20 protein-coding genes are annotated in these 17,679 nt (G+C 67.8%); 8 read left to right on the top strand and 12 right to left on the bottom strand.

The genetic code is table 11. From position 1 onward, the window contains the following. Window positions 1-149: 149 nt before the first annotated feature. From D9X30_RS07500 to D9X30_RS07485, 4 genes are all read right to left on the bottom strand, one after another. Window positions 150-1,091 carry a DUF535 family protein gene (locus D9X30_RS07500; RefSeq protein WP_249640908.1) on the bottom strand — a complete coding sequence of 314 codons (942 nt, stop codon included), beginning with the start codon at window positions 1,089-1,091 and terminating at the stop codon, window positions 150-152. 415 nt (window positions 1,092-1,506) lie between these two features. Continuing rightward, entirely contained in the window at window positions 1,507-1,710 is a 204-nt protein-coding gene (locus D9X30_RS07495) for a CsbD family protein (RefSeq protein ID WP_153947099.1), read from the bottom strand. Between the two features lie 103 nt (window positions 1,711-1,813). Beyond that, window positions 1,814-2,386: a hypothetical protein gene (locus D9X30_RS07490; RefSeq protein WP_249640910.1), complete on the bottom strand. Its 573-nt coding sequence runs from the start codon at window positions 2,384-2,386 to the stop codon at window positions 1,814-1,816. 300 nt (window positions 2,387-2,686) lie between these two features. Beyond that, window positions 2,687-3,457 (bottom strand): substrate-binding domain-containing protein, encoded by a 771-nt coding sequence (locus D9X30_RS07485; RefSeq protein WP_502799618.1) that lies wholly within the window; start codon window positions 3,455-3,457, stop codon window positions 2,687-2,689. A 238-nt stretch (window positions 3,458-3,695) separates the two neighbouring features. Between D9X30_RS07485 and D9X30_RS07480 the strand changes: the two genes are divergently transcribed. Both D9X30_RS07480 and D9X30_RS07475 read left to right on the top strand, forming a co-directional pair. Further along, entirely contained in the window at window positions 3,696-4,304 is a 609-nt protein-coding gene (locus D9X30_RS07480; RefSeq protein ID WP_153947096.1) for a TetR/AcrR family transcriptional regulator, read from the top strand. 93 nt (window positions 4,305-4,397) lie between these two features. Continuing rightward, window positions 4,398-5,660, top strand: a complete 1,263-nt coding sequence (locus D9X30_RS07475) for a YbfB/YjiJ family MFS transporter (protein ID WP_153947095.1) — start codon at window positions 4,398-4,400, stop codon at window positions 5,658-5,660. Window positions 5,661-5,675: 15 nt separating this feature from the next. Here the strand turns inward: D9X30_RS07475 and D9X30_RS07470 are convergent, their stop codons facing one another. The 6 genes from D9X30_RS07470 to D9X30_RS07445 all read right to left on the bottom strand — a co-directional run bounded on the left by D9X30_RS07470 (window position 5,676) and on the right by D9X30_RS07445 (window position 10,492). Beyond that, on the bottom strand, window positions 5,676-6,116 hold the full coding sequence (locus tag D9X30_RS07470; protein ID WP_249640907.1) for a MarR family winged helix-turn-helix transcriptional regulator: 441 nt from the start codon (window positions 6,114-6,116) through the stop codon (window positions 5,676-5,678). Window positions 6,117-6,221: 105 nt separating this feature from the next. After that, complete coding sequence (locus D9X30_RS07465) at window positions 6,222-6,983, bottom strand: DUF4410 domain-containing protein (protein ID WP_153947094.1); 762 nt, start codon at window positions 6,981-6,983, stop codon at window positions 6,222-6,224. Window positions 6,984-7,093: 110 nt separating this feature from the next. After that, on the bottom strand, window positions 7,094-8,401 hold the full coding sequence (locus tag D9X30_RS07460) for an ATP-binding protein (protein WP_153947159.1): 1,308 nt from the start codon (window positions 8,399-8,401) through the stop codon (window positions 7,094-7,096). Next, window positions 8,401-9,114: a response regulator gene (locus tag D9X30_RS07455; RefSeq protein ID WP_153947093.1), complete on the bottom strand. Its 714-nt coding sequence runs from the start codon at window positions 9,112-9,114 to the stop codon at window positions 8,401-8,403. The genes D9X30_RS07460 and D9X30_RS07455 overlap by 1 nt, the downstream gene beginning before the upstream one ends. 63 nt (window positions 9,115-9,177) lie before the next feature. Further along, window positions 9,178-9,477, bottom strand: coding sequence for an EF-hand domain-containing protein (locus D9X30_RS07450; protein ID WP_153947092.1), 300 nt, complete (start codon window positions 9,475-9,477; stop codon window positions 9,178-9,180). A gap of 82 nt (window positions 9,478-9,559) precedes the next feature. Then, window positions 9,560-10,492: a hypothetical protein gene (locus D9X30_RS07445; protein WP_194946489.1), complete on the bottom strand. Its 933-nt coding sequence runs from the start codon at window positions 10,490-10,492 to the stop codon at window positions 9,560-9,562. Window positions 10,493-10,728: 236 nt separating this feature from the next. Here D9X30_RS07445 and D9X30_RS07440 point away from each other — a divergent pair, with 236 nt between their 5' ends. After that, window positions 10,729-11,655: a LysR family transcriptional regulator gene (locus D9X30_RS07440; RefSeq protein ID WP_153947090.1), complete on the top strand. Its 927-nt coding sequence runs from the start codon at window positions 10,729-10,731 to the stop codon at window positions 11,653-11,655. An 11-nt stretch (window positions 11,656-11,666) separates the two neighbouring features. Here D9X30_RS07440 and madM read toward each other — a convergent pair whose 3' ends face one another. Continuing rightward, window positions 11,667-12,449: a malonate transporter subunit MadM gene (gene madM, locus D9X30_RS07435; RefSeq protein ID WP_194946488.1), complete on the bottom strand. Its 783-nt coding sequence runs from the start codon at window positions 12,447-12,449 to the stop codon at window positions 11,667-11,669. Between the two features lie 14 nt (window positions 12,450-12,463). Then, on the bottom strand, window positions 12,464-12,859 hold the full coding sequence (gene madL, locus D9X30_RS07430) for a malonate transporter subunit MadL (RefSeq protein ID WP_153947089.1): 396 nt from the start codon (window positions 12,857-12,859) through the stop codon (window positions 12,464-12,466). Window positions 12,860-13,108: 249 nt separating this feature from the next. On the opposite strand from madL, the gene mdcA reads away from it, so the two are divergent. From mdcA to mdcE, 5 genes are read left to right on the top strand one after another with little or no spacing between them, the layout of a single operon-like run. Further along, complete coding sequence (mdcA, locus tag D9X30_RS07425; RefSeq protein ID WP_153947088.1) at window positions 13,109-14,767, top strand: malonate decarboxylase subunit alpha; 1,659 nt, start codon at window positions 13,109-13,111, stop codon at window positions 14,765-14,767. Further along, a complete protein-coding gene (locus D9X30_RS07420; RefSeq protein WP_153947087.1) occupies window positions 14,767-15,681 on the top strand; it encodes a triphosphoribosyl-dephospho-CoA synthase in 915 nt (304 codons plus the stop codon). The genes mdcA and D9X30_RS07420 overlap by 1 nt, the downstream gene beginning before the upstream one ends. After that, complete coding sequence (locus D9X30_RS07415) at window positions 15,681-15,989, top strand: malonate decarboxylase subunit delta (protein WP_153947086.1); 309 nt, start codon at window positions 15,681-15,683, stop codon at window positions 15,987-15,989. The genes D9X30_RS07420 and D9X30_RS07415 overlap by 1 nt, the downstream gene beginning before the upstream one ends. Beyond that, window positions 15,986-16,840 carry a biotin-independent malonate decarboxylase subunit beta gene (locus tag D9X30_RS07410; protein ID WP_153947085.1) on the top strand — a complete coding sequence of 285 codons (855 nt, stop codon included), beginning with the start codon at window positions 15,986-15,988 and terminating at the stop codon, window positions 16,838-16,840. Before D9X30_RS07415 ends, D9X30_RS07410 begins: the two co-directional genes overlap by 4 nt. Beyond that, window positions 16,837-17,679, top strand: a complete 843-nt coding sequence (gene mdcE / locus D9X30_RS07405) for a biotin-independent malonate decarboxylase subunit gamma (RefSeq protein WP_153947084.1) — start codon at window positions 16,837-16,839, stop codon at window positions 17,677-17,679. Before D9X30_RS07410 ends, mdcE begins: the two co-directional genes overlap by 4 nt.

Here is a 17,679-nt window from a genome sequence, read left to right as displayed (position 1 = left end):
TACATGGCGCGGCCGGCCGGCGCATGACTGCACCGGCGCTTCCGGCCGATACCGGACTCTATTAAAAGTCTAGCTGGCTAGACTACTAGGGTTTACGCCCCGGCCGTTCTGCCATGCGGGCCCAGCACACCCAGATTGGCGGCCAGCGTTCAGGCTGCCGGAATGACCGCCAGCGCAGACCCATCGTTGCTGGCCGCATCGGCCTGCGGACACAGGCCAAGCGCGACCGCGTGGCGGATCGATGCCGCCAGCGCCTGCTTGCGCCGCCACGCCGAACGCTTCTTCGACGCCACCTCCGCAATGTCGCGCTCGGGTTGCTGCACCGGCAGTTCGAAGTTGCCGCTGGACAGCACCGTGCCGTGGTATTCAGCCCAGAAGCTTTCGTAGTCCGCCTGGATTTCGCGGGGACGGTGGCGCTGGCGTCCGACGTGATTGGCGCGCGACACCGCCACGATCCGGCGCGCGCCGATCTGGCCGGCCAGGGCCAGCAGCGCCTGCATGAGCGCGTCCTTCGGCCGAAGACCTTCGCACGCCTTGGTGGCGGCGCGGATCCAGTCCCGGCTGGCGTCGTGCATCGGGCCCTGCAGCCCGCCTATATAGAGTTCAACGCCATCGGCGGCACGTCGCAGGTAAAAGCTCAGTTGCGCCAGGCTGGCCCCCGTTTCGTTGTCGATCCAGTAAAGCCCGAGTTCGCCTTCCTTGGGATTCGGCCCGGAGTCGGTCAGCCGCAGCGTGTAGCGGCCATCGCCGAAAGCCCAGTCCAGTCCGCCGCCCAGATAGATACGGTCGCAGACGCCAGCCGGTAGCGCATCGTCCATGAGCGAAAAATGCTCCAGCACCAGCCGGGCGCGCTCACCAAAGCACAGGCCGTAGGCCCCAAGCGGCCGAAACGGCTTTTCCAGCACCACCGGACGTGCCGCAATCACCCGCTCCAGCAGGGCGCATGAAGACGCCGCACTCAGCCAGGACTGTGCCGTACTGCGCCGGATGGCCGACAGCGCCACAAGCTTGATGCGCCGCGACAGCCATTTGCGGCTGCCGGTCGGATAGCAAAACGTTGAAACTGACGCGACGGCGCCGAGATAGCGCACATAATCGGCCGGAAAAAGATGAAGAAATCCCCCTGCGTGGCCCTGAAGGCCCTGCAGACATGAAACTGGTCCATGCACGACTAACTGCTCCCCTGGTTGGCATGCCGGTCTTTCTTCGAGACCTGATCACGCAGTGACGACCCTCGCATTCGCGGCCGGTATCCGCCGCAACGCGGCCGACCGCCTTTGTTGGATTTGTTCGTGGGGAAGGCGGCCCGGCTCGTAATAATCCGTAACGCGTTGAAATATTGTCGGTTGACACTGTTACAAATCATCGACAAGCCCGTAACAATCCCGGCAGGCAACCGTTGCCCGATCAACGAAAAAAGGCGGAGCCCGAGGGCCCCGCCTGTTGATCGTCACACGTGTCCGCGCATGACGCGTGGTCCGGCCATGTGGGCCGGGACGTGCTGGCTTACCAGCGAACGTCCCGCTCCCAGGCCTTCATTTCCTCTTCCGCCCGTTCCTTCGTATAGCCGTAGCGTTCCTGGATCCGGCCGGCCAGCTGGTCACGCTTGCCGTTGATGACGGTGATGTCGTCGTCGGTCAGCTTGCCCCACTTTTCCTTGATCTTGCCCTTGGCCTGATCCCATTTGCCTTCGATCTGGTCCCAGTTCATATCTGGCTCCTTCGTGTGTCAGTGGACTGTGGATCATTGCGTTGCGGCGTCACATACGTGCCGGTTCGCGCGTCTGCCCATAGCGGGCTGGCTTGCGTTGGTCTTACTTGGCGTACTTGGCCTTCACGTTGGCCTGGCACTTGTCCTTGGCGTCGCCGGACATCGCGTCGCACTTTTCCTTGTCGGCCTTGTAGGCGGCGTTGGTCGTGTCCTTGCGGGCATCGGCGCGGGCCTCGGCAACGTCAGTGCTGGTACCCGTGGCGGCGGCCTTGTCGACCTTGGCTTCACCCAGGGCGCGTTCGTGCGATGCCTTGGCTTCCTTCACGCACACGTCCTTGTCGTTGCCCTTCTTGTCGTCGCACATTTCCTTGGCCACGTCATAGTCGCGGTCGGCCTTGGTCTTCAAAGCCTTGGCGTGCGCCTTCTCGGTGCCGTCGCGCTTGGCTTCGGCGTTGGCCTTGGCCACATCGTGGTCGCGCTTGGCTTCGGCCTTGCAGACGTCCTTGGCATTGCCGGACATCCCGTCACATTTGCTCTTGGCGGTCTTGTAGTCGGCATCGGCCTGCTTCACGGCGGCGTCATAGTCCGCCTTCGAACCCGCCTGCGCATAGGCCATGCCCATCGGCGCGGCCACCATCAACGAACATACTGCTGCACTCAGCCACTTCTTTGCGATCATGTCGTGCTCCTTTCTCGAGGTGGATACTTATCGGGCCCGGCAATCTCCGCGTTGCAAGCTGCTGGATTGCGTTGTGGCCCCGCTGTAGTTGCAGGTTATGTTTTGCCACCCCGTCGAAGCAGAAGGCCGCTGCTGAAACATTCGTAAGACAATTCCCACAGCATCACATTTGCTTAATGCAAGCGTCAAAGCGGGCCGGCGTGCACGCCATGCGGCATGATGTGGCGGCCAATGAAAAAGGGCCGGCATTAGCCGGCCCCGGGCAATGACTGCAGCCCTTGAAAAACGGCGTCGCGTTCAGTGAGGCACGGAGTCGAGACCCGTTTCCTTCACCACAGCCTGCGCGGCAGGCGCCGCCAGGAATTCCAGCAGGGCCTTCGCCTCGGCGGGGTGCTCTGCCTTGACCGGCACGCCGCCCGCGAAACGCGTGACGGACTGCACTTCCTCGGGAATGCGGCCCACAAACGTCACACCGGGTACGGGCAGCAGTTCGGCCACCTGCTGGAAGCCGATCTCGTACTGGCCATTGGCCACCGTCGACGCCACCGGAATCTTTTCCACCTTCTTTGCCTTGGCCGCCAGCGCCGGAACCCCAAGCTTCGTGAACAGCTCGCGCTCCACATAGACTCCGCTTGCGCTGTCCGAATACGCGATCGACTTCGCCTGCGTCAGTGTCTGGCGCAAGGCGTCCACGGTACGGATATCGGGCACGGTCGCACCCTGGCGCACCACCATGCCGATGCGAGAGTCCGCCAGTTCCACGCGCGACTGCGGATCGACCATGCCCTTCTTGATCAGGTCGTCCAGCGCATAGCCCACCATGATGACCACGTCGGCATGCTCGCCGCGCGCCAGCCGGTTCGGAATGGCCTCGGGCGACTTGCCCATCGACGGCCCGTGCTCGGTCTTTAGCCGGGCACCGTGCTGCGCCGTGAAGCCCGGCGCCAGCTTCTGGTAGGCGGCCGTAAATCCGCCAGAAATCATCACGTGCAGATCGGGCGCCTGTGCCGTGGCCTGCGCGGGTAGTTGGGCAGTGGACTGCGCATGGACGCCCGGCGCCAGCAGCATTGCCGCCGCAGCGCCCGCCGCCATCCAGTTGGTCTTGATCATGTACTTTTCTCTCCTTATGGGTCAGGCGGTACCCGCAGACTATAAGGGATGGCGGGGCCGCGCCGCAAAGTCACATTCCAAGACGACCACTTCACGAATACTGAAGGGGATGAGCCCGAACGAACTTGCGTTTTGTATCGATCGATCTATAATCAGCGCTACGTTTCATACAGATCGATACAAAACGAGATCCTCCATGGCACGACCCCGACAATTCGATGCGGACGCGGCGCTGTCCGCAGCCCAGGCCACGTTCTGGGCCAAGGGCTATCACGCCACGTCCACGCGTGAGCTGACCCAGGCCATGGGGCTGACCCAGCCAAGCCTGTACAACGCATTCGGCGACAAGCGGCAACTGTTCATGCAGGCGCTGGACGACTACCTGAACCGCACGCTGCGCGAACGCATCGACCGCATCGAGGCCAGCTATCCGCCGGCGCAGGCGCTGGTGCAGTTCTTTGCCGAAAGCGTCGAACGCGGCGCCAACGAGCTGCCGCACCGTGGCTGCATGCTGATCAACACGGCGCTGGAGGCCTCGAACGAAGACCCCGAACTGAAGGCCGCCGTGGCGCTGGAACTGTCGCTGCTGCGCGCGTTCTTCGGGCGCGTGATCCGCGCGGCGCAGGCAGAAGGCACCATCGCGGACGTCCATGACCCCGACGACGCCGCAGCCATGCTGCTGTCGCTGCAGGTCGGCATGCGCGTGCTGTCGCGCGTCATGCCGGAACGCGCGCTGCTGGAGGCCTCGGTGCGCCCCGCACTGGCGTCGCTGGGCCTGCAGGCGGCAGACGGCCCGCCGGCCTAGAACCGCCCCACTCCCCCGATTTTCGACACGCTCCCACGCGGCCCGGCGCCGCGTGGCGGAGACGTTCGCCCCGACCTTCGTGAAGGAAAAACCATGTCACAAGATGCACCCGCCGCCGTTCCCGTTCCGGGCGCCCCATCCGACAGCCGATCGCTCGACACGCGCGCCCTCCATGCCGCATTTGCCGGCCTGTCCGCCAGCCTCGTGGCCATCGGTCTGGCCCGCTTTGCCTACACGCCGCTGATTCCGGCGCTGATCCAGGCCCACTGGTTCAGCGCGGCCGATACGGTCACGCTCGGCGCCGCCAACTTTGCCGGCTACCTGGCCGGCGCGCTGCTGGGGCGGCCGCTGGCCGCGCGGATGTCCAACCGTCATGCACTGCGCTGGCTGATGGTGGCCGTCACCACAGCGTTCTTTGCGTGCGCGTTTCCGCTGTCGGTTGGCTGGTTCTTTGTCTGGCGCTTCCTGTCTGGCCTGTCGGGCGGCGCCATCATGGTGCTGGTGGCCACGGCCATCCTGCCGCATATCGCGCCGGCCCGGCGCGCCTTTGTCAGCGGCATGATCTTCCTCGGGCTCGGTATCGGCATCGCCGCATCGGGCACGCTGGTGCCGGAACTGCTCAAGCTCGGCCTGCGTACCACGTGGTTCGGCCTTGGCGCCGTGTCGCTGCTGCTGACCGCGCTGAGCTGGACGGGCTGGCCCGCCACCGACACGCCGCCGGGCATGCCGGCGGCCACCTCGGCCGGCCACCATGCGGCCGACGGCGCGCTGGCGTCGCATCGTCGCGCATTGCGCGTGATCTATATCCAGTACGCGGCCAATGCCCTGGGACTCGTGCCGGCGATGGTGCTGCTGGTGGATTACGTGGCGCGCGGGCTGGGCCAGGGCGCTTCTGTCGGTGCGGGATACTGGGTGCTGTACGGCATCGCCGCGATTGCGGGTCCGGTGGTCAGCAGCTGGCTGGGCGGCCGGATGGGCTTCGGCAACGGCTACCGCATTGCCATGGTGCTGCAGGGGCTGGCGGTGAGCCTGCTGGCGCTGTCGCACCACACGGCGGCGCTGTGGGCAGCCACCATCGTACTCGGCGCCTTCACCCCTGGCATCGTGCCGATGGTGCTGGGCCGCGTGCAGGAACTGCTGCCGAATGACCCCACGGCGCAGCGCGCCGCGTGGAGCCGTGCCACGGCATCGTTCGCGCTGTTCCAGGCACTGGGCGGCTACGGCTATGCGTGGCTGTTCTCGCATACCCACGAGAACTACACGCTGATCTTCGCGTGCGGCGCCGTGGCCATGGCCGTCGCGTTCGCGGCAGACTTCACCGTGCGGCGGACGGCCCCGGAGCGAGGCCAGGCATGAATCCGGACGGCGGCCTCAGCTGCCGTCGGCAAACTTCTGCAGCAGGCGCATGAACTCGCCAAATTCGGCCTCGGAGAAATTGCGCAGGCGATGATTGAGCACTTCGGGCGCGATATGCGGCAGTTGCGCCGCCACGTCCCTGCCCTTGTCGGTCAGGATCAGGTGGATGACGCGGCGGTCCTCGTCGCTGCGCTGGCGCTGGAGCAAGCCCTTGTTTTCGAGCTTGTCCAGCATGCGCGTCATCAGGCCGGTGTCGATGCCCAGCAGCCGGCTGACCTCCAGCGGCGTGCTGGCCATCCCACGCATCAGCGACAGCAGGATGCCCATCTGCTGGGCGGTAATGTCCAGCGGGCGCAGCGCGGCATCCATCTCCATGAGCAGGCTGTTGCGTGCCCGGTTCAGGTGAAAGCCGACACTTTGCGTTAGCTGGAAGTTTTCGCGTGTGTAGTGTTTCACGGCATTTCAGGCAAATCAGGAAATGCCAATGTATCTGAGGCGTCAGAAAAAGAAAAGGACGCCACGGGGGCGTCTTCCGTTTCGATCCGTTTCAGAGCGGACGATTCAGATACGTGCGGCCCCGCCCGGCTGGTCCAGCACGGCCATCACCTGCTTGACCACGGCATCGCCCACGCGCTGCGCTTCGCCGGCAACGCTGTCGCGCCGGGCTTCGGTCGCCCCGTGCAAGCCGGCGCTGGCCGCCGCCGACGTGGCCACGTGGCTGGCCGCCGCGCCCACGCCGGCCATCTCGGCCACGCCGGGCATATGGCCGCTGTCGGCGCTGGTATCGAACAGCGCCAGCGGAATCGGCTGGGCATGTGCCGGCTGGTACAGCACCTGGACCGATGCCGACACATCGCTCTTGCCCGCGCCCAGACCGATCATTGTGCGACGGCGCTGATTGCCTTCGTCGATCCTGTCGAAGCGGCCTTCCACGATCAGGGCGTTGGCATCGGCTGGCACCGGGCCGTCGAGACGCACGGCATGCAGCCCCTTGGCCTGAAGCTGGCGGACGATCTCGTCGGCCGTGGCATTGCGCGCGGCCAGCGCGGCCTGGTCCTGGGCACCGCCGCCGGCGTCGCCAGAAGCCATCGCCTTGATCCGGTGCATCATCGTGTTGTCGACCTTGACCTGGCTGGCACTCACGTCGAAGCCACGCACATAGACCACGTCGGCCTGCACGTGCGACAGCGACGCCGGCACCGACGCTTCCGAGATCATCGTCGTGGCCGACGCGCCGCCAGCCATCATCATCGATGCCGCAGCCACGGCGGCGATGGTCAGTTGCCTGGCGGTGCGCGAGAGGGTCTTGAAAGTGGTCGTCATGATAAGGAGTCCTTGCTGGTAGTTTTGGTTGGCACCGGACATCGGCGCCGGCAGACCCAGTATTGGACGAAGCCGCGCAACAGGCCAGGCGATAACTATTTCATCCCATGTCACGCGGGCAGCGACACCACAACCTCCAGCCCACCGCCTTCGCGCTCGCGGAATGACAGCGCGCCGCCGTGCAGCCGCGCGATGCGATCGACGATGGCCAGCCCCAGGCCCGTGCCGCCTTCGCCATGGGTATTGCTGCCCCGGCTGAACGGTGCGCGCAACAGCTCCAGATCCGCCGCGCCCAGGCCCGTGCCGCGGTCGCAGATCGCCACATGGGCCTGCCGGCCGTCCTGCCAGGTGCGCACCAAAAGGCCCGTCTTGCCGTACTTGATCGCGTTCTGCATCAGGTTCATCAGCATGCGCAGCATGCTCGTGGGCCGATACACCACCGGGGGTAGCGGCCCCAGGTCGAGCTCGAATTCGTGCCCCAGCCCTGCGAAATCGGCCGCCAGCTGGCGCACCAGCGCATTGAGATCACCTGGCTGCGGCGTCTCTTTCTCGCCGCTGCCGGCGTAGTCCATGAACTGCTGCAGGATCATGTCGATGTGATCGAGATACCCTTCCACCGACGCCACGAATGCGTCGTCCGTGCCGCGCGGCAGCGTCATCGCCATGGCCAGGCGCAGCTTGGTCAGCGGCGTGCGAATGTCGTGCGAGACGCCCGCCAGCATCAGCGCGCGCGTCTTCTCGGCCTGGCGCAATGCCTCGGTCATGTCGTTGAAGGCACGGCTGACCTCGGCGATTTCGGTGGGGCCGTTGGTCGGCAAGGCCTCGGGTATCTCGCCCGCATGGATGCGGTTGGCTGCCTGCGCCAGGTCCTGCAGCGGCCGGTTGAGATGGCGCTGCAGCAGGTAGCCGGTCAACGCCGCCAGCAGCGCGAGCGCCGCCGACAGCGCAATGGCGGCCGTGATGCCGCTGGCCTGTGCGTCGGCCGTCATCGGCAGCGCAATCCACGTGGGCGATCCGGCGGCATGCACCTGGATCCACAGCTTTTCGTCATCGCCGCCGCCCTGCCAGCGCACATCGGTGTCACGCGCCAGGTCGCGCCGCAACGCGCGCATGAACACGTCGCGCTGCCACGTGCGGAACGGGTGGGCCGTGTCGGCGCCGGGTGGATCGTCGGGCGGCGGATCGGCCTGGCCGCCCATGCGCGCCACGGCCGCGTGGGCCTCGCCGGCGGGCATGGTGCCGAGCGCGCGGTCCATCAGCATGACGTATTGCGAAAACACGGCGGCGGCCCGCTCCACGCGCGGACGCTGCACGTAGTGCAGCAGCACGAACAGCGAACAGGCCTGCGTCAGGAAGACCAGGATCACCAGCAGGACGATGTTGCGCGCCAGCAGCGATCGCGGCAGCATGCGACGCATCATGCGTCCACGCCCGCCACCAGCATGTAGCCGACGCCCCAGACGGTCTTGATGAAGCGTGGCCGGGACGGATCTTCCTCGACGATCTGGCGCAGCCGCAGGATCTGCACGTCGATGCTGCGGTCCAGCGCGTCGTGGTCGCGGCCCCGGGCGCGCGCCAGCAGGTTCTCGCGGCTGACCGCGCGGTTCGGCGAGGACCCCAGCGCGTGCAGCAACAGCATCTGGGCCGAGTGAACTTCCACGGGCGCCCCGCCGCGCGTCAGCGTCTGCTTGCCGACATCGAAGCGGAATTCCCCGAAGCTCAGGGTCTGGCGGGTCACCGTCGGGTCGCCCGCGGCGATCTTCTGGCGCCGCAGCAGCGCGCGGATACGCGCCACCAGTTCATCGGGCAGAAACGGCTTGGCCAGGTAGTCGTCGGCGCCGGTATCCAGGCCGACCACGCGGTCGGCCGGGTCGCCCTTGGCCGTCAGCATCAGGATGGGCAGCGTCTGGCCTTCGGCCCGTAGCCGGCGGCAGATCGAAAGCCCGTCCTCGGGTTCCATCATCAGGTCCAGCACCAGCAGGTCGTAGGGCTCGCGCTGCAGGTAGCGGTTGAGTTGCTTGCCATCGGCCACGGCCCGCACCTGAAAGCCATGGCCGGTCAGAAAACGCTGCAGCATGTTGCGCAGCTCGGCCTCGTCGTCGAGCACGATGATGCGGTGTCCCTGGTCCATGCCGTCCCTCCGGTTCTTGTGCTTCTGATCCTGGACTGACCTGCCGACCCCGGCAATGCCCCCTCAACGCGACCGCATGCGCTGGGCCATGAACGCCTCGATCTGCGGCAGCGTCAGATAACCCGCATGGTGCGTGTCCATCTCGTCGAAGTGCCGCGCCACCATCGGCATCCCCGCCTGCGCCTGTGCGCGCGTCAGCTTGCCGTCCCGCGTGGTGTTGGCGTTGGCAAAGCGGGTCTGCAGTTCGGACAGCACCTGCTCGGTTCGTGCCATGCGGTTTTCACCGCCGCTGCCCGCCAGGCCTTGCGCACCGGCTCCTGCAGAAACAATACACAAGATCATTACCGTGATCATCTTCTTCATGATGCAACTCCGCTGGTTTGCCGGCATCTGGCGTGCTTGCCCTGGCCGGCGAGGTTGAAATCGTTGCGGCGAACGCCGCCGCTCAGGCGTAATGCGCCGGCACCCAGACGCGGCCCACCCAGTGGCCCGGCACCAGCACGGCCACCCGGGCCGGCGCCACATAGACCGGCGGCGGGGCCACCACGACGGGCGCCACGCGCACCGGCGGGGGCGGTGTGACGACCACCGGCGCAGGCACCACCACGGGCGGCGGAGGCGGCGGCAGGACGGGAGCGGCCGGAGCCACGACTGCCATGGGTGCGGGCGGCGGCACTATCACCGGCACCGGCACCGGCGCCACGACCACCGGCGCAGGGGGCGGCACATAGATCGGCGCCGCACCCACTACCACCGTGCCGCCGGTGCTGACCGTCGCCCCGTGGTAGACGGTGCTGCCGCCGCCGGTCGTCACCACGCCAGGCGCCACGCGGGTGGCGCTGCCGGAATGGGTGACGCTACCGCCATCGCTGTTGCTGACGGTGCCGGACCGATCGCAGGTGTTGCCGGCGCAATTCGTCCCGGCCGAATGGTTCCAGCTGTTGCCATTGCCGCCGGTCACGGTGCCCGACGAGCTGTACTGCCCGGGGCCGTCGCGCGTGACGCTGCCGCTGGTCCTGGCTGTGCGGCCGTTCGAACCGGTCATGTCGCCCGTATGGTCACAGGTGCCGCCCGCGCAGCTGGTGCTGCCGTCGTGCTGCACCGAACGACCGTTCGGCCCGACCGCCGTACCGGCATTCGAGAACTGGCCCGGTGCGTTGCGCGTCACCGTGCCGGTGTTGGTGGCCGTCCGCCCCCAGGGGCCCACAGCACCGCCGGCATGCGAGCAACTGCCACCGCCGCAGGACATCGCATGGCCGCCGCTGAACTCGCCGCGCGGCGTATAGGCATTGAAGTGACCGCCGCTCCAGGCGAAGGCCGAAGCATTGGCAAGCAGCATCAGCGATCCGGCTGCGGCAATCAGGAGGCGGTTGGCCATGGTGTGTCCTCTCGGTTCGATTGACGCGTGGTGTTGCGTCGACGGGCTGAACTCTAGGAGGCGGAGCGCTGGCTGTCGCCCTGGCATTCATGTCGGGATATGTCACGCCGGCCTGGTGTAACCGGGCGACATGATTGGCCGGCGGACGCTGTCCCGCCGCGTGCGCCATGCACATCGCCGGCCCGGTGTGCGATCATCGGGGCCTGTCCCGACTTCCGTCCCGCCGCCCCCAGACCATGCCCGAACGCATCAGCGAAGACATCACGTTCCGCAAGCTCGAAGCGTTGCTCGCGTTCATGGACACGGGCAACCTGGCCAAGGCCGCCGAGGTGCTGGAGGTCAGCACCGTCAGCGTGCACCGGGCCCTGCATTCGCTGGAGGAAGGGTTGCGCTGTGCACTGTTCCGCCACGAGGGCCGCAACCTGCTGCCCACCGAAGCGGCCCACGTGCTTGCCGATGTGGCGCGCGACGTGCTTAAGACCATGGCCGATGGCGTACGCGTGACGCGCGAGGCCGCCGGCTATTCGGCCGACCAGCTCAAGATCGGCTCGCTCTATTCGCTGACGATCCGGACGGTGCCGCAGGTGGTGATCGGCATCAAGATGCGCCGCCCCGAACTGCAGACCGAGCTGGTGCTCGGTTCCAACGCCGACCTGCTCGACAAGCTGCGCCAGGGCACCATCGATGCCACCTTGATGGGGCTGCCCGAGCCGAGTGCCGAGATCGAGTCGATCCCGATGTTCGAGGACGACATCTTCTTTGCCACGCCGGCCGACTCGCACTACGCGAAGCTGCCCGCCGTGGACTTGCGCCTGTGCCGCGACGAGCCATTCGTGTCGCTCGGTGACGGGTTCGTGACTTCGAGTGGGTTTGCCGAGGCCTTCCGCATTGCCGACTTCACGCCCAACGTGGTGATGAAGGTGGGCGACATTTTCTCGCTGATGAACCTCGTGGGCGGCGGCATCGGCTACTCGCTGCTGCCGGGCCGCGTGCGCGACGTGTTCGCGCGCAACGTGGCCTTCGTGCCGCTGACGGCCGACTACGGCATGAAGCAGACCATCGGGCTCAGCTTCCTGCGCCGCCGCGAGCGCGACCCGAACCTGCTGGCGCTGGCCGCCGTCTGTCGCATGCTGACGCAGTCCGGCGGCCGCCCGCCCTGCTGATCCCCCCGGAATCAGCCGCCCACGATCGCCTTGGTGGCCAGGTACAGCACCGACGGCCCGAGCAGGCAGCCCAGCCCGGTGTGGAACGTGGCCACCAGCGCGCCATAGGGCACCAGCCGGCGGTCCGTGGCGGCCAGTCCGGCCGAGACCCCGCTGACCGTGCCGGCCAGCCCGCCGAACACCATGGCGGCGCGCGGGTTGTTCAGGCCCAGGAAGCCCGCGGCGAATGGCGTGCCGACCATCACGATGATGGCCTTGATCAGTCCGGTGGCGATCGACAGCGCAATCACGTCCGAACTGGCGCCAAGCGCCGCGCCGGTGACAGGGCCCACGATATAGGTCACCGCACCCGCGCCGATGGTCGTCATGCTGACGGCGTCGCTGTAGCCGAACGCCCGCGCCACCAGCGCGCCGACGATGAACGGCACCACGGTGCCCAGCAGCAGCGACACGGCGCCCACCATCCCCGCCTTGCGCGCCTCGCGCACCTGCACCTCGAAGGCCGTGGCAACGATGGCGAAGTCGCGCAGCATGGCGCCGCCCATCAGGCCGATGCCTGAGAACAGCGCAAAATCGGCTAGGCCTTTTTCCTTGCCGGTGACCACGCCACCGTAATAGGCCACCCCCAGGCCAATCATGATGGCGATGGCCGACGCATGCAGGCGCCCTTTCGTCAGCCGCCTTGAAATCTGCGAAGACACCCACATCACGATGCCAACCGTGGCAAAGGCGGTCACCAGGCCGTTGTGGAGCAGGACGTTGTCGAACATCATGGCCGGAGCAGCGATAGTCATGGCGATCTCCCGGCTTATTGCGAAACGGCTTCGGCCGGCAGCGGCGGCAGCGGCTCGTGATCGCCGGTGCGGCTGAGCAGCGCGATCAGGCACGCGCAGGCCGCCACGGCCAGGATGGCCGCCAGCACGGCCACCGGTCCGCCGCGCAGCGCGGCCACCACATTCTGCTGGGCCGCCATGGCCACCACCACGGGGATGTACATCGCCCCCCAGAAGCCCACGCCGGCCTCGGTCTCCCTGGGCATCAGACCCCGGTCATGCAGGTAGAGCCGGATGAAGATCAGCAGCAGCATGGCAATGCCCACCCCGCCCACATTCGACTTGACGCCGATGGCGGCGCCGAGCAGGTCGCCCAGGTACAGGCCCACCAGGTGGCAGATGGCCAGTAAAGCGGTTCCGTAGATGATCATGGTTGTCTCCAGTTGGTAGGGCGGGCGCCGCATCCTCGGTGGGGCGGACATTTGCAGACAACTCTAGGAACGGCGGCGCGCCGCATCAATCAACCAGCGGCGCACGATCGTTACGGTCCGGTTAATCGTCCCGTTACCGTGGGGGGGTTTAGTTACGCCCGCCGTAACGGTCCGTCGCCGACGTTGATTGTTCGCCCGCCGCCGCGTGGCCTATCTTTGCCGTAACGACCGCAGCACACCGGAGACGTCATGCTGAATCCGATACCGGAACGACAATGGGACACGCGCCGCACCGAAAAGCGGCGCCGCCAGGACCTGGGCGCGAAGATCGCCACGGGCAAGGTGGTGCCCACCGGCGACATCGTGCGCTTTCTCGAAACCATCACGGCCCCCGGCGACCGCGTGGTGCTGGAGGGCAACAACCAGAAGCAGGCCGATTTCCTGTCGCGTTCGCTGGCCGAGGCCGATCCGTCGCGCGTGCATGACCTGCACATGATCATCCCGAGCGTGAGCCGGGTGGAACACCTGGACCTGTTCGAGCGCGGCATCGCCCGCAAGCTCGACTTCGCCTACGCGGGCGCACAGAGCGTGCGAATCTCGCAGTTCCTGGAAGACGGCCTGCTCGAAGTGGGTGCCATCCACACCTATATCGAGTTGTATTCGCGGCTCTATGTCGACCTGACGCCGCAGATCGTGCTCACGGCCGGCTACAAGGCCGACCGCGAGGGCAACCTGTACACCGGCCCCAGCACCGAGGATTCGCCGGCCCTGGTGGAAGCCGCGGCGTTCCGCGACGGCATCGTGATCGCCCAGGTCAACGAGATCGTCGATGACCCGGCCGACCTGCCGCGCGTGGACATCCCGGGCTCCTGGATCGACTACGTGGTGCAGTCCGACAAGCCGTTCTTCTGCGAGCCGCTGTTCACGCGCGATCCGCGGCTGATCAAGCCGGTGCACATCCTGATGGCGATGATGGCGATTCGCGGCATCTACGAGCGCCACAACGTCCAGTCGCTGAACCACGGCATCGGTTTCAACACCGCCGCCATCGAACTGATCCTGCCCACCTACGGCGAGCAGCTGGGCCTGAAGGGCAAGATCTGCAAGTACTGGACGCTGAACCCGCATCCGACACTGATCCCGGCCATCGAATCGGGCTGGGTGGAAAGCGTGCACAGCTTCGGCAGCGAACTGGGCATGGAAGACTACGTGGCCGCGCGCCCCGACGTGTTCTTCACCGGCCGCGACGGCAGCATGCGCTCGAACCGCGCGCTGTGCCAGCTGGCGGGCCAGTACGCCGTGGACCTGTTCATCGGCTCCACGCTGCAGATCGACGGCGACGGCCATTCGTCCACGGTCACGCGCGGCCGGCTGTCCGGCTTCGGCGGCGCGCCGAACATGGGCCACAACCCGGGCGGCCGCCGCCACGCCACGCCCGCCTGGCTGGACCTGATCGAAACCGACGACCCGCTGGCCCGGGGCCGCAAGCTCGTGGTGCAGATGGTGGAGACGTTCCAGGCCGGCGGCAAGCCGACCTTCGTGGAATCGATGGATGCCGTGCAGGTGGCCAGGGACAGCGGCATGCCGCTGGCGCCGGTCATGATCTACGGCGACGACGTCACGCACGTGCTGACCGAGGAGGGCATCGCCTACCTGTACAAGGCGCGTTCGCTGGAAGAGCGGCGCCGCATGATCGCCGCCGTGGCCGGCGTCACGCCGATCGGCATGCGGCACGATCCGGCCACCACGCGCCAGATGCGCAGCGACGGCCTGATCGCGCTGCCCGAAGACCTGGGCGTGCATCGCGCGCAGGCCACGCGATCGCTGCTGGCCGCGCGCAGCATGGCCGACCTGGTGGAATGGTCGGGCGGCCTCTACAACCCGCCGGCCCGCTTCAGGAGCTGGTGATGACTGCTGCGCTTGCCCCTCTCCCACTGGCCGCCCATGGCGATGTCGCGCCGTCCGGCCTGGCCGGCGCCATTGGCGGCCTGGCCGTCGCCGTGCTGGTCGACGAAGCCCGGCTGGCGCCCAAGCCCGGCCTGGTGGACGCCCGCGGCAACGGCACCCATGCGGACATGTCGCTGACGCTGATGATTGCTTCGGCGCACAGTCTGGGCGACAGCTTCGCGGCCATGGCCCTGGCCGGGCAGCACGCGCGCCGCATCGACGTGGCGCTGCGCGAGCGGCTGGGCGCACTGGGTCGTGAGGCCGAAACGGCCATGCTGCGCGCCACAGGCGGCGTGAACACGCATCGCGGCGCCATCTGGGCACTGGGCCTGCTGGCCGGTGCGGCGGGCTGGCTTGGCAAGACGCGCGGCGCCGTGCCCCACGCGAAGGCCATCGCCCAGATGGCGGCGGTCATCGCCCGCATGCCCGATCGCCATCGTCCGGCCCACACCGGCAACAAGGGCGAGCTGGCCCGTGCGGCCTACGGTGTGGGCGGCGCGCGCGAACAGGCCGAGGCCGGCTTTCCGCACGTGATGGGCATCGGCCTGCCAATGTTGCGAGAGGCCCGCGCGCGCGGCGACGCCGAACCCACGGCGCAGGTCAACGCGCTGCTGGCCATCATGGCGCGGCTCGACGACACCTGCGTGCTGGCGCGTGCCGGCCGTGCCGGGCTGGCCGACGTACAGGCCGGCGCCGAGGCCGTGCTGGACGCCGGCGGCATCGGCACGCTGGCCGGACGCCGGCGCCTGCACGACCTCGAAGCCACGATGCACGCGCGCCGTGCATCGCCGGGCGGCAGCGCCGACCTGCTGGCCGCCACCCTCTTTCTTGATCGGCTTGGCAGGCTTTGGGCCGCGCCATCTGGAGAACACTGATGGAACAGCTCCGTTTCGAATACGCCGCAGGCGCCCCGGCCCCGCACCGCGTACTGGTGGGCGTGGTCGGCTCTGGCGACCTGGAAGTCATCATCGAGCCCGGTGAGGCCGGCAAGACGCTGATCGATGTGACCACGTCGATCAACGGATACGGCCGCGTCTGGGATGCCCAGCTCAACCGCGTGTTCGGCGCCGGGCCGCGCCCCGCGATGAAGATCCGCATCCACGACTTCGGCGCCACGCCCGGCGTGGTGGGCATGCGCCTGGCCGAGGCGTTCGAAGCCCTCGACGACAAGGAGCCGACATGACCCGCGCCGCCCTGCTCTCCCGCGAAAGCTTTGTCGAACTTGGCGCACGCGAACGCGCCCGCGCCCTGCTGGACCCCGGCACCTTCCGCGAACTGGCCGGGCCGTTCGATGGCCTGACCTCGCCGTGGCTGGAACGCCAGGGCGTCGTGCCGCAAGGCGACGACGGCGTGATCGTCGCCAAGGGCCGGATCGACGGGCAGCCCGCCGTGGTGCTGGCCATCGAAGGTTCGTTCCAGGGCGGCAGCCTGGGCGAAGTGGGTGGCGCCAAGATTGCCGGCGCGCTGGAACTGGCCGCCGACGACAACCGCCACGGCGTGCCCACGCGTGCCGTCATCCTGTTCGAAACCGGCGGCGTGCGCCTGCAGGAGGCCAACCTGGGGCTGGCCGCGATTGCCGAGATCCATGCCGGCATCGTGGACCTGCGCCGCTACCAGCCCGTGATCGGCGTGATCGCCGGCCAGGTGGGCTGTTTCGGGGGCATGTCGATTGCCGCCGGCCTGTGCAGCGCGCTGGTGGTCACGCGCGAGGCGCGCCTGGGCCTGAACGGTCCGGCCGTGATCGAACAGGAGGCCGGCGTGGGCGAATACGATTCGCGCGACCGCCCGTTCATCTGGGGCCTGACCGGCGGCGAGCAACGCCATGCCACGGGCCTGGCCGACCGCTATGTCGACGACGACGCCGCTGCGATCCGCGACGTGGTGGCCGAACTGGCATCCGCGCCCGTGCAGGACACCGCGCGCAGCGAACGCTACGCCGACTATCTGCAACGCATCGCCGCCTACATCGCTGGCGACGCCGTCCATCAACCGGACCCGGCCACCGTGCGCCGCCTCTATGGAGACCGTCAATGAGCGCCACGCCCACACAATCGGCACCACACGCCCCGAGCCGGGGCGACACCTGGCTGGCCGCCCTGAGCGGCAACGCCGCGCGACTGCCCGGCTATCCGGCATCAGTCCAGGTGGCTGACGTGGAGGCCGCCGGCCGCACCGCGCGCCTGATCGCCGTGGTACCCGATGCCGCCAGCCCGTTCCCGCGCGCCCGCCAGGGCGAGGTAGGACTGCTCGAAGGCTGGTCGCTGGCGCGCGCCGTGCATGACGCCGTGGTCGCCGACCGCGATCTCCCGGTCAAGCGCGCCATCGTCGCCATTGTCGACACACCCAGCCAGGCCTATGGCCGCCGCGAGGAAGCATTCGGCATCCATCAGGCCCTGGCCAGCGCGGCCGCTGCCTATGCCACGGCGCGGCTGCAAGGGCATCCCGTGATTGCGCTGCTGGTGGGCAAGGCAATGTCGGGGGCGTTCCTGGCGCACGGCTACCAGGCCAACCGCATCCTGGCGCTGCGCGACCCGGGCGTACAGGTCCACGCGATGGGCAAGGAAGCCGCCGCGCGCATCACGCTGCGCAGTGTCGAAGACCTGGAGGCGTTTGCCGCCACCGTGCCGCCGATGGCCTACGACCTCGACAACTACGCCACGCTGGGGCTGCTGTGGCGCACCGTCGCCGTGCAGGACGCCGCCGCCCCCACCGCGCAGGACCTGGCCGCCGTGCAGGGCCAGCTTGCCGAGGCACTGGCCGACATCGACGCCGATCCGCAGCGCAACCTGCGCAGCCGCCTTCACGGCGAAAACCGCAGCGCCACGCGTCAGGCCCGCGCATTGCTGGCCAGCCAGTGGCAGGGCCGGGACTGA

It is taken from the genome of Cupriavidus sp. U2 (assembly GCF_009663685.2).
In the GTDB taxonomy this organism is placed as follows: domain Bacteria; phylum Pseudomonadota; class Gammaproteobacteria; order Burkholderiales; family Burkholderiaceae; genus Cupriavidus; species Cupriavidus necator_C.
The sequence above is the reverse complement of the archived record's forward strand: the minus strand, read 5'-3'. Positions and strand labels throughout refer to the sequence as shown.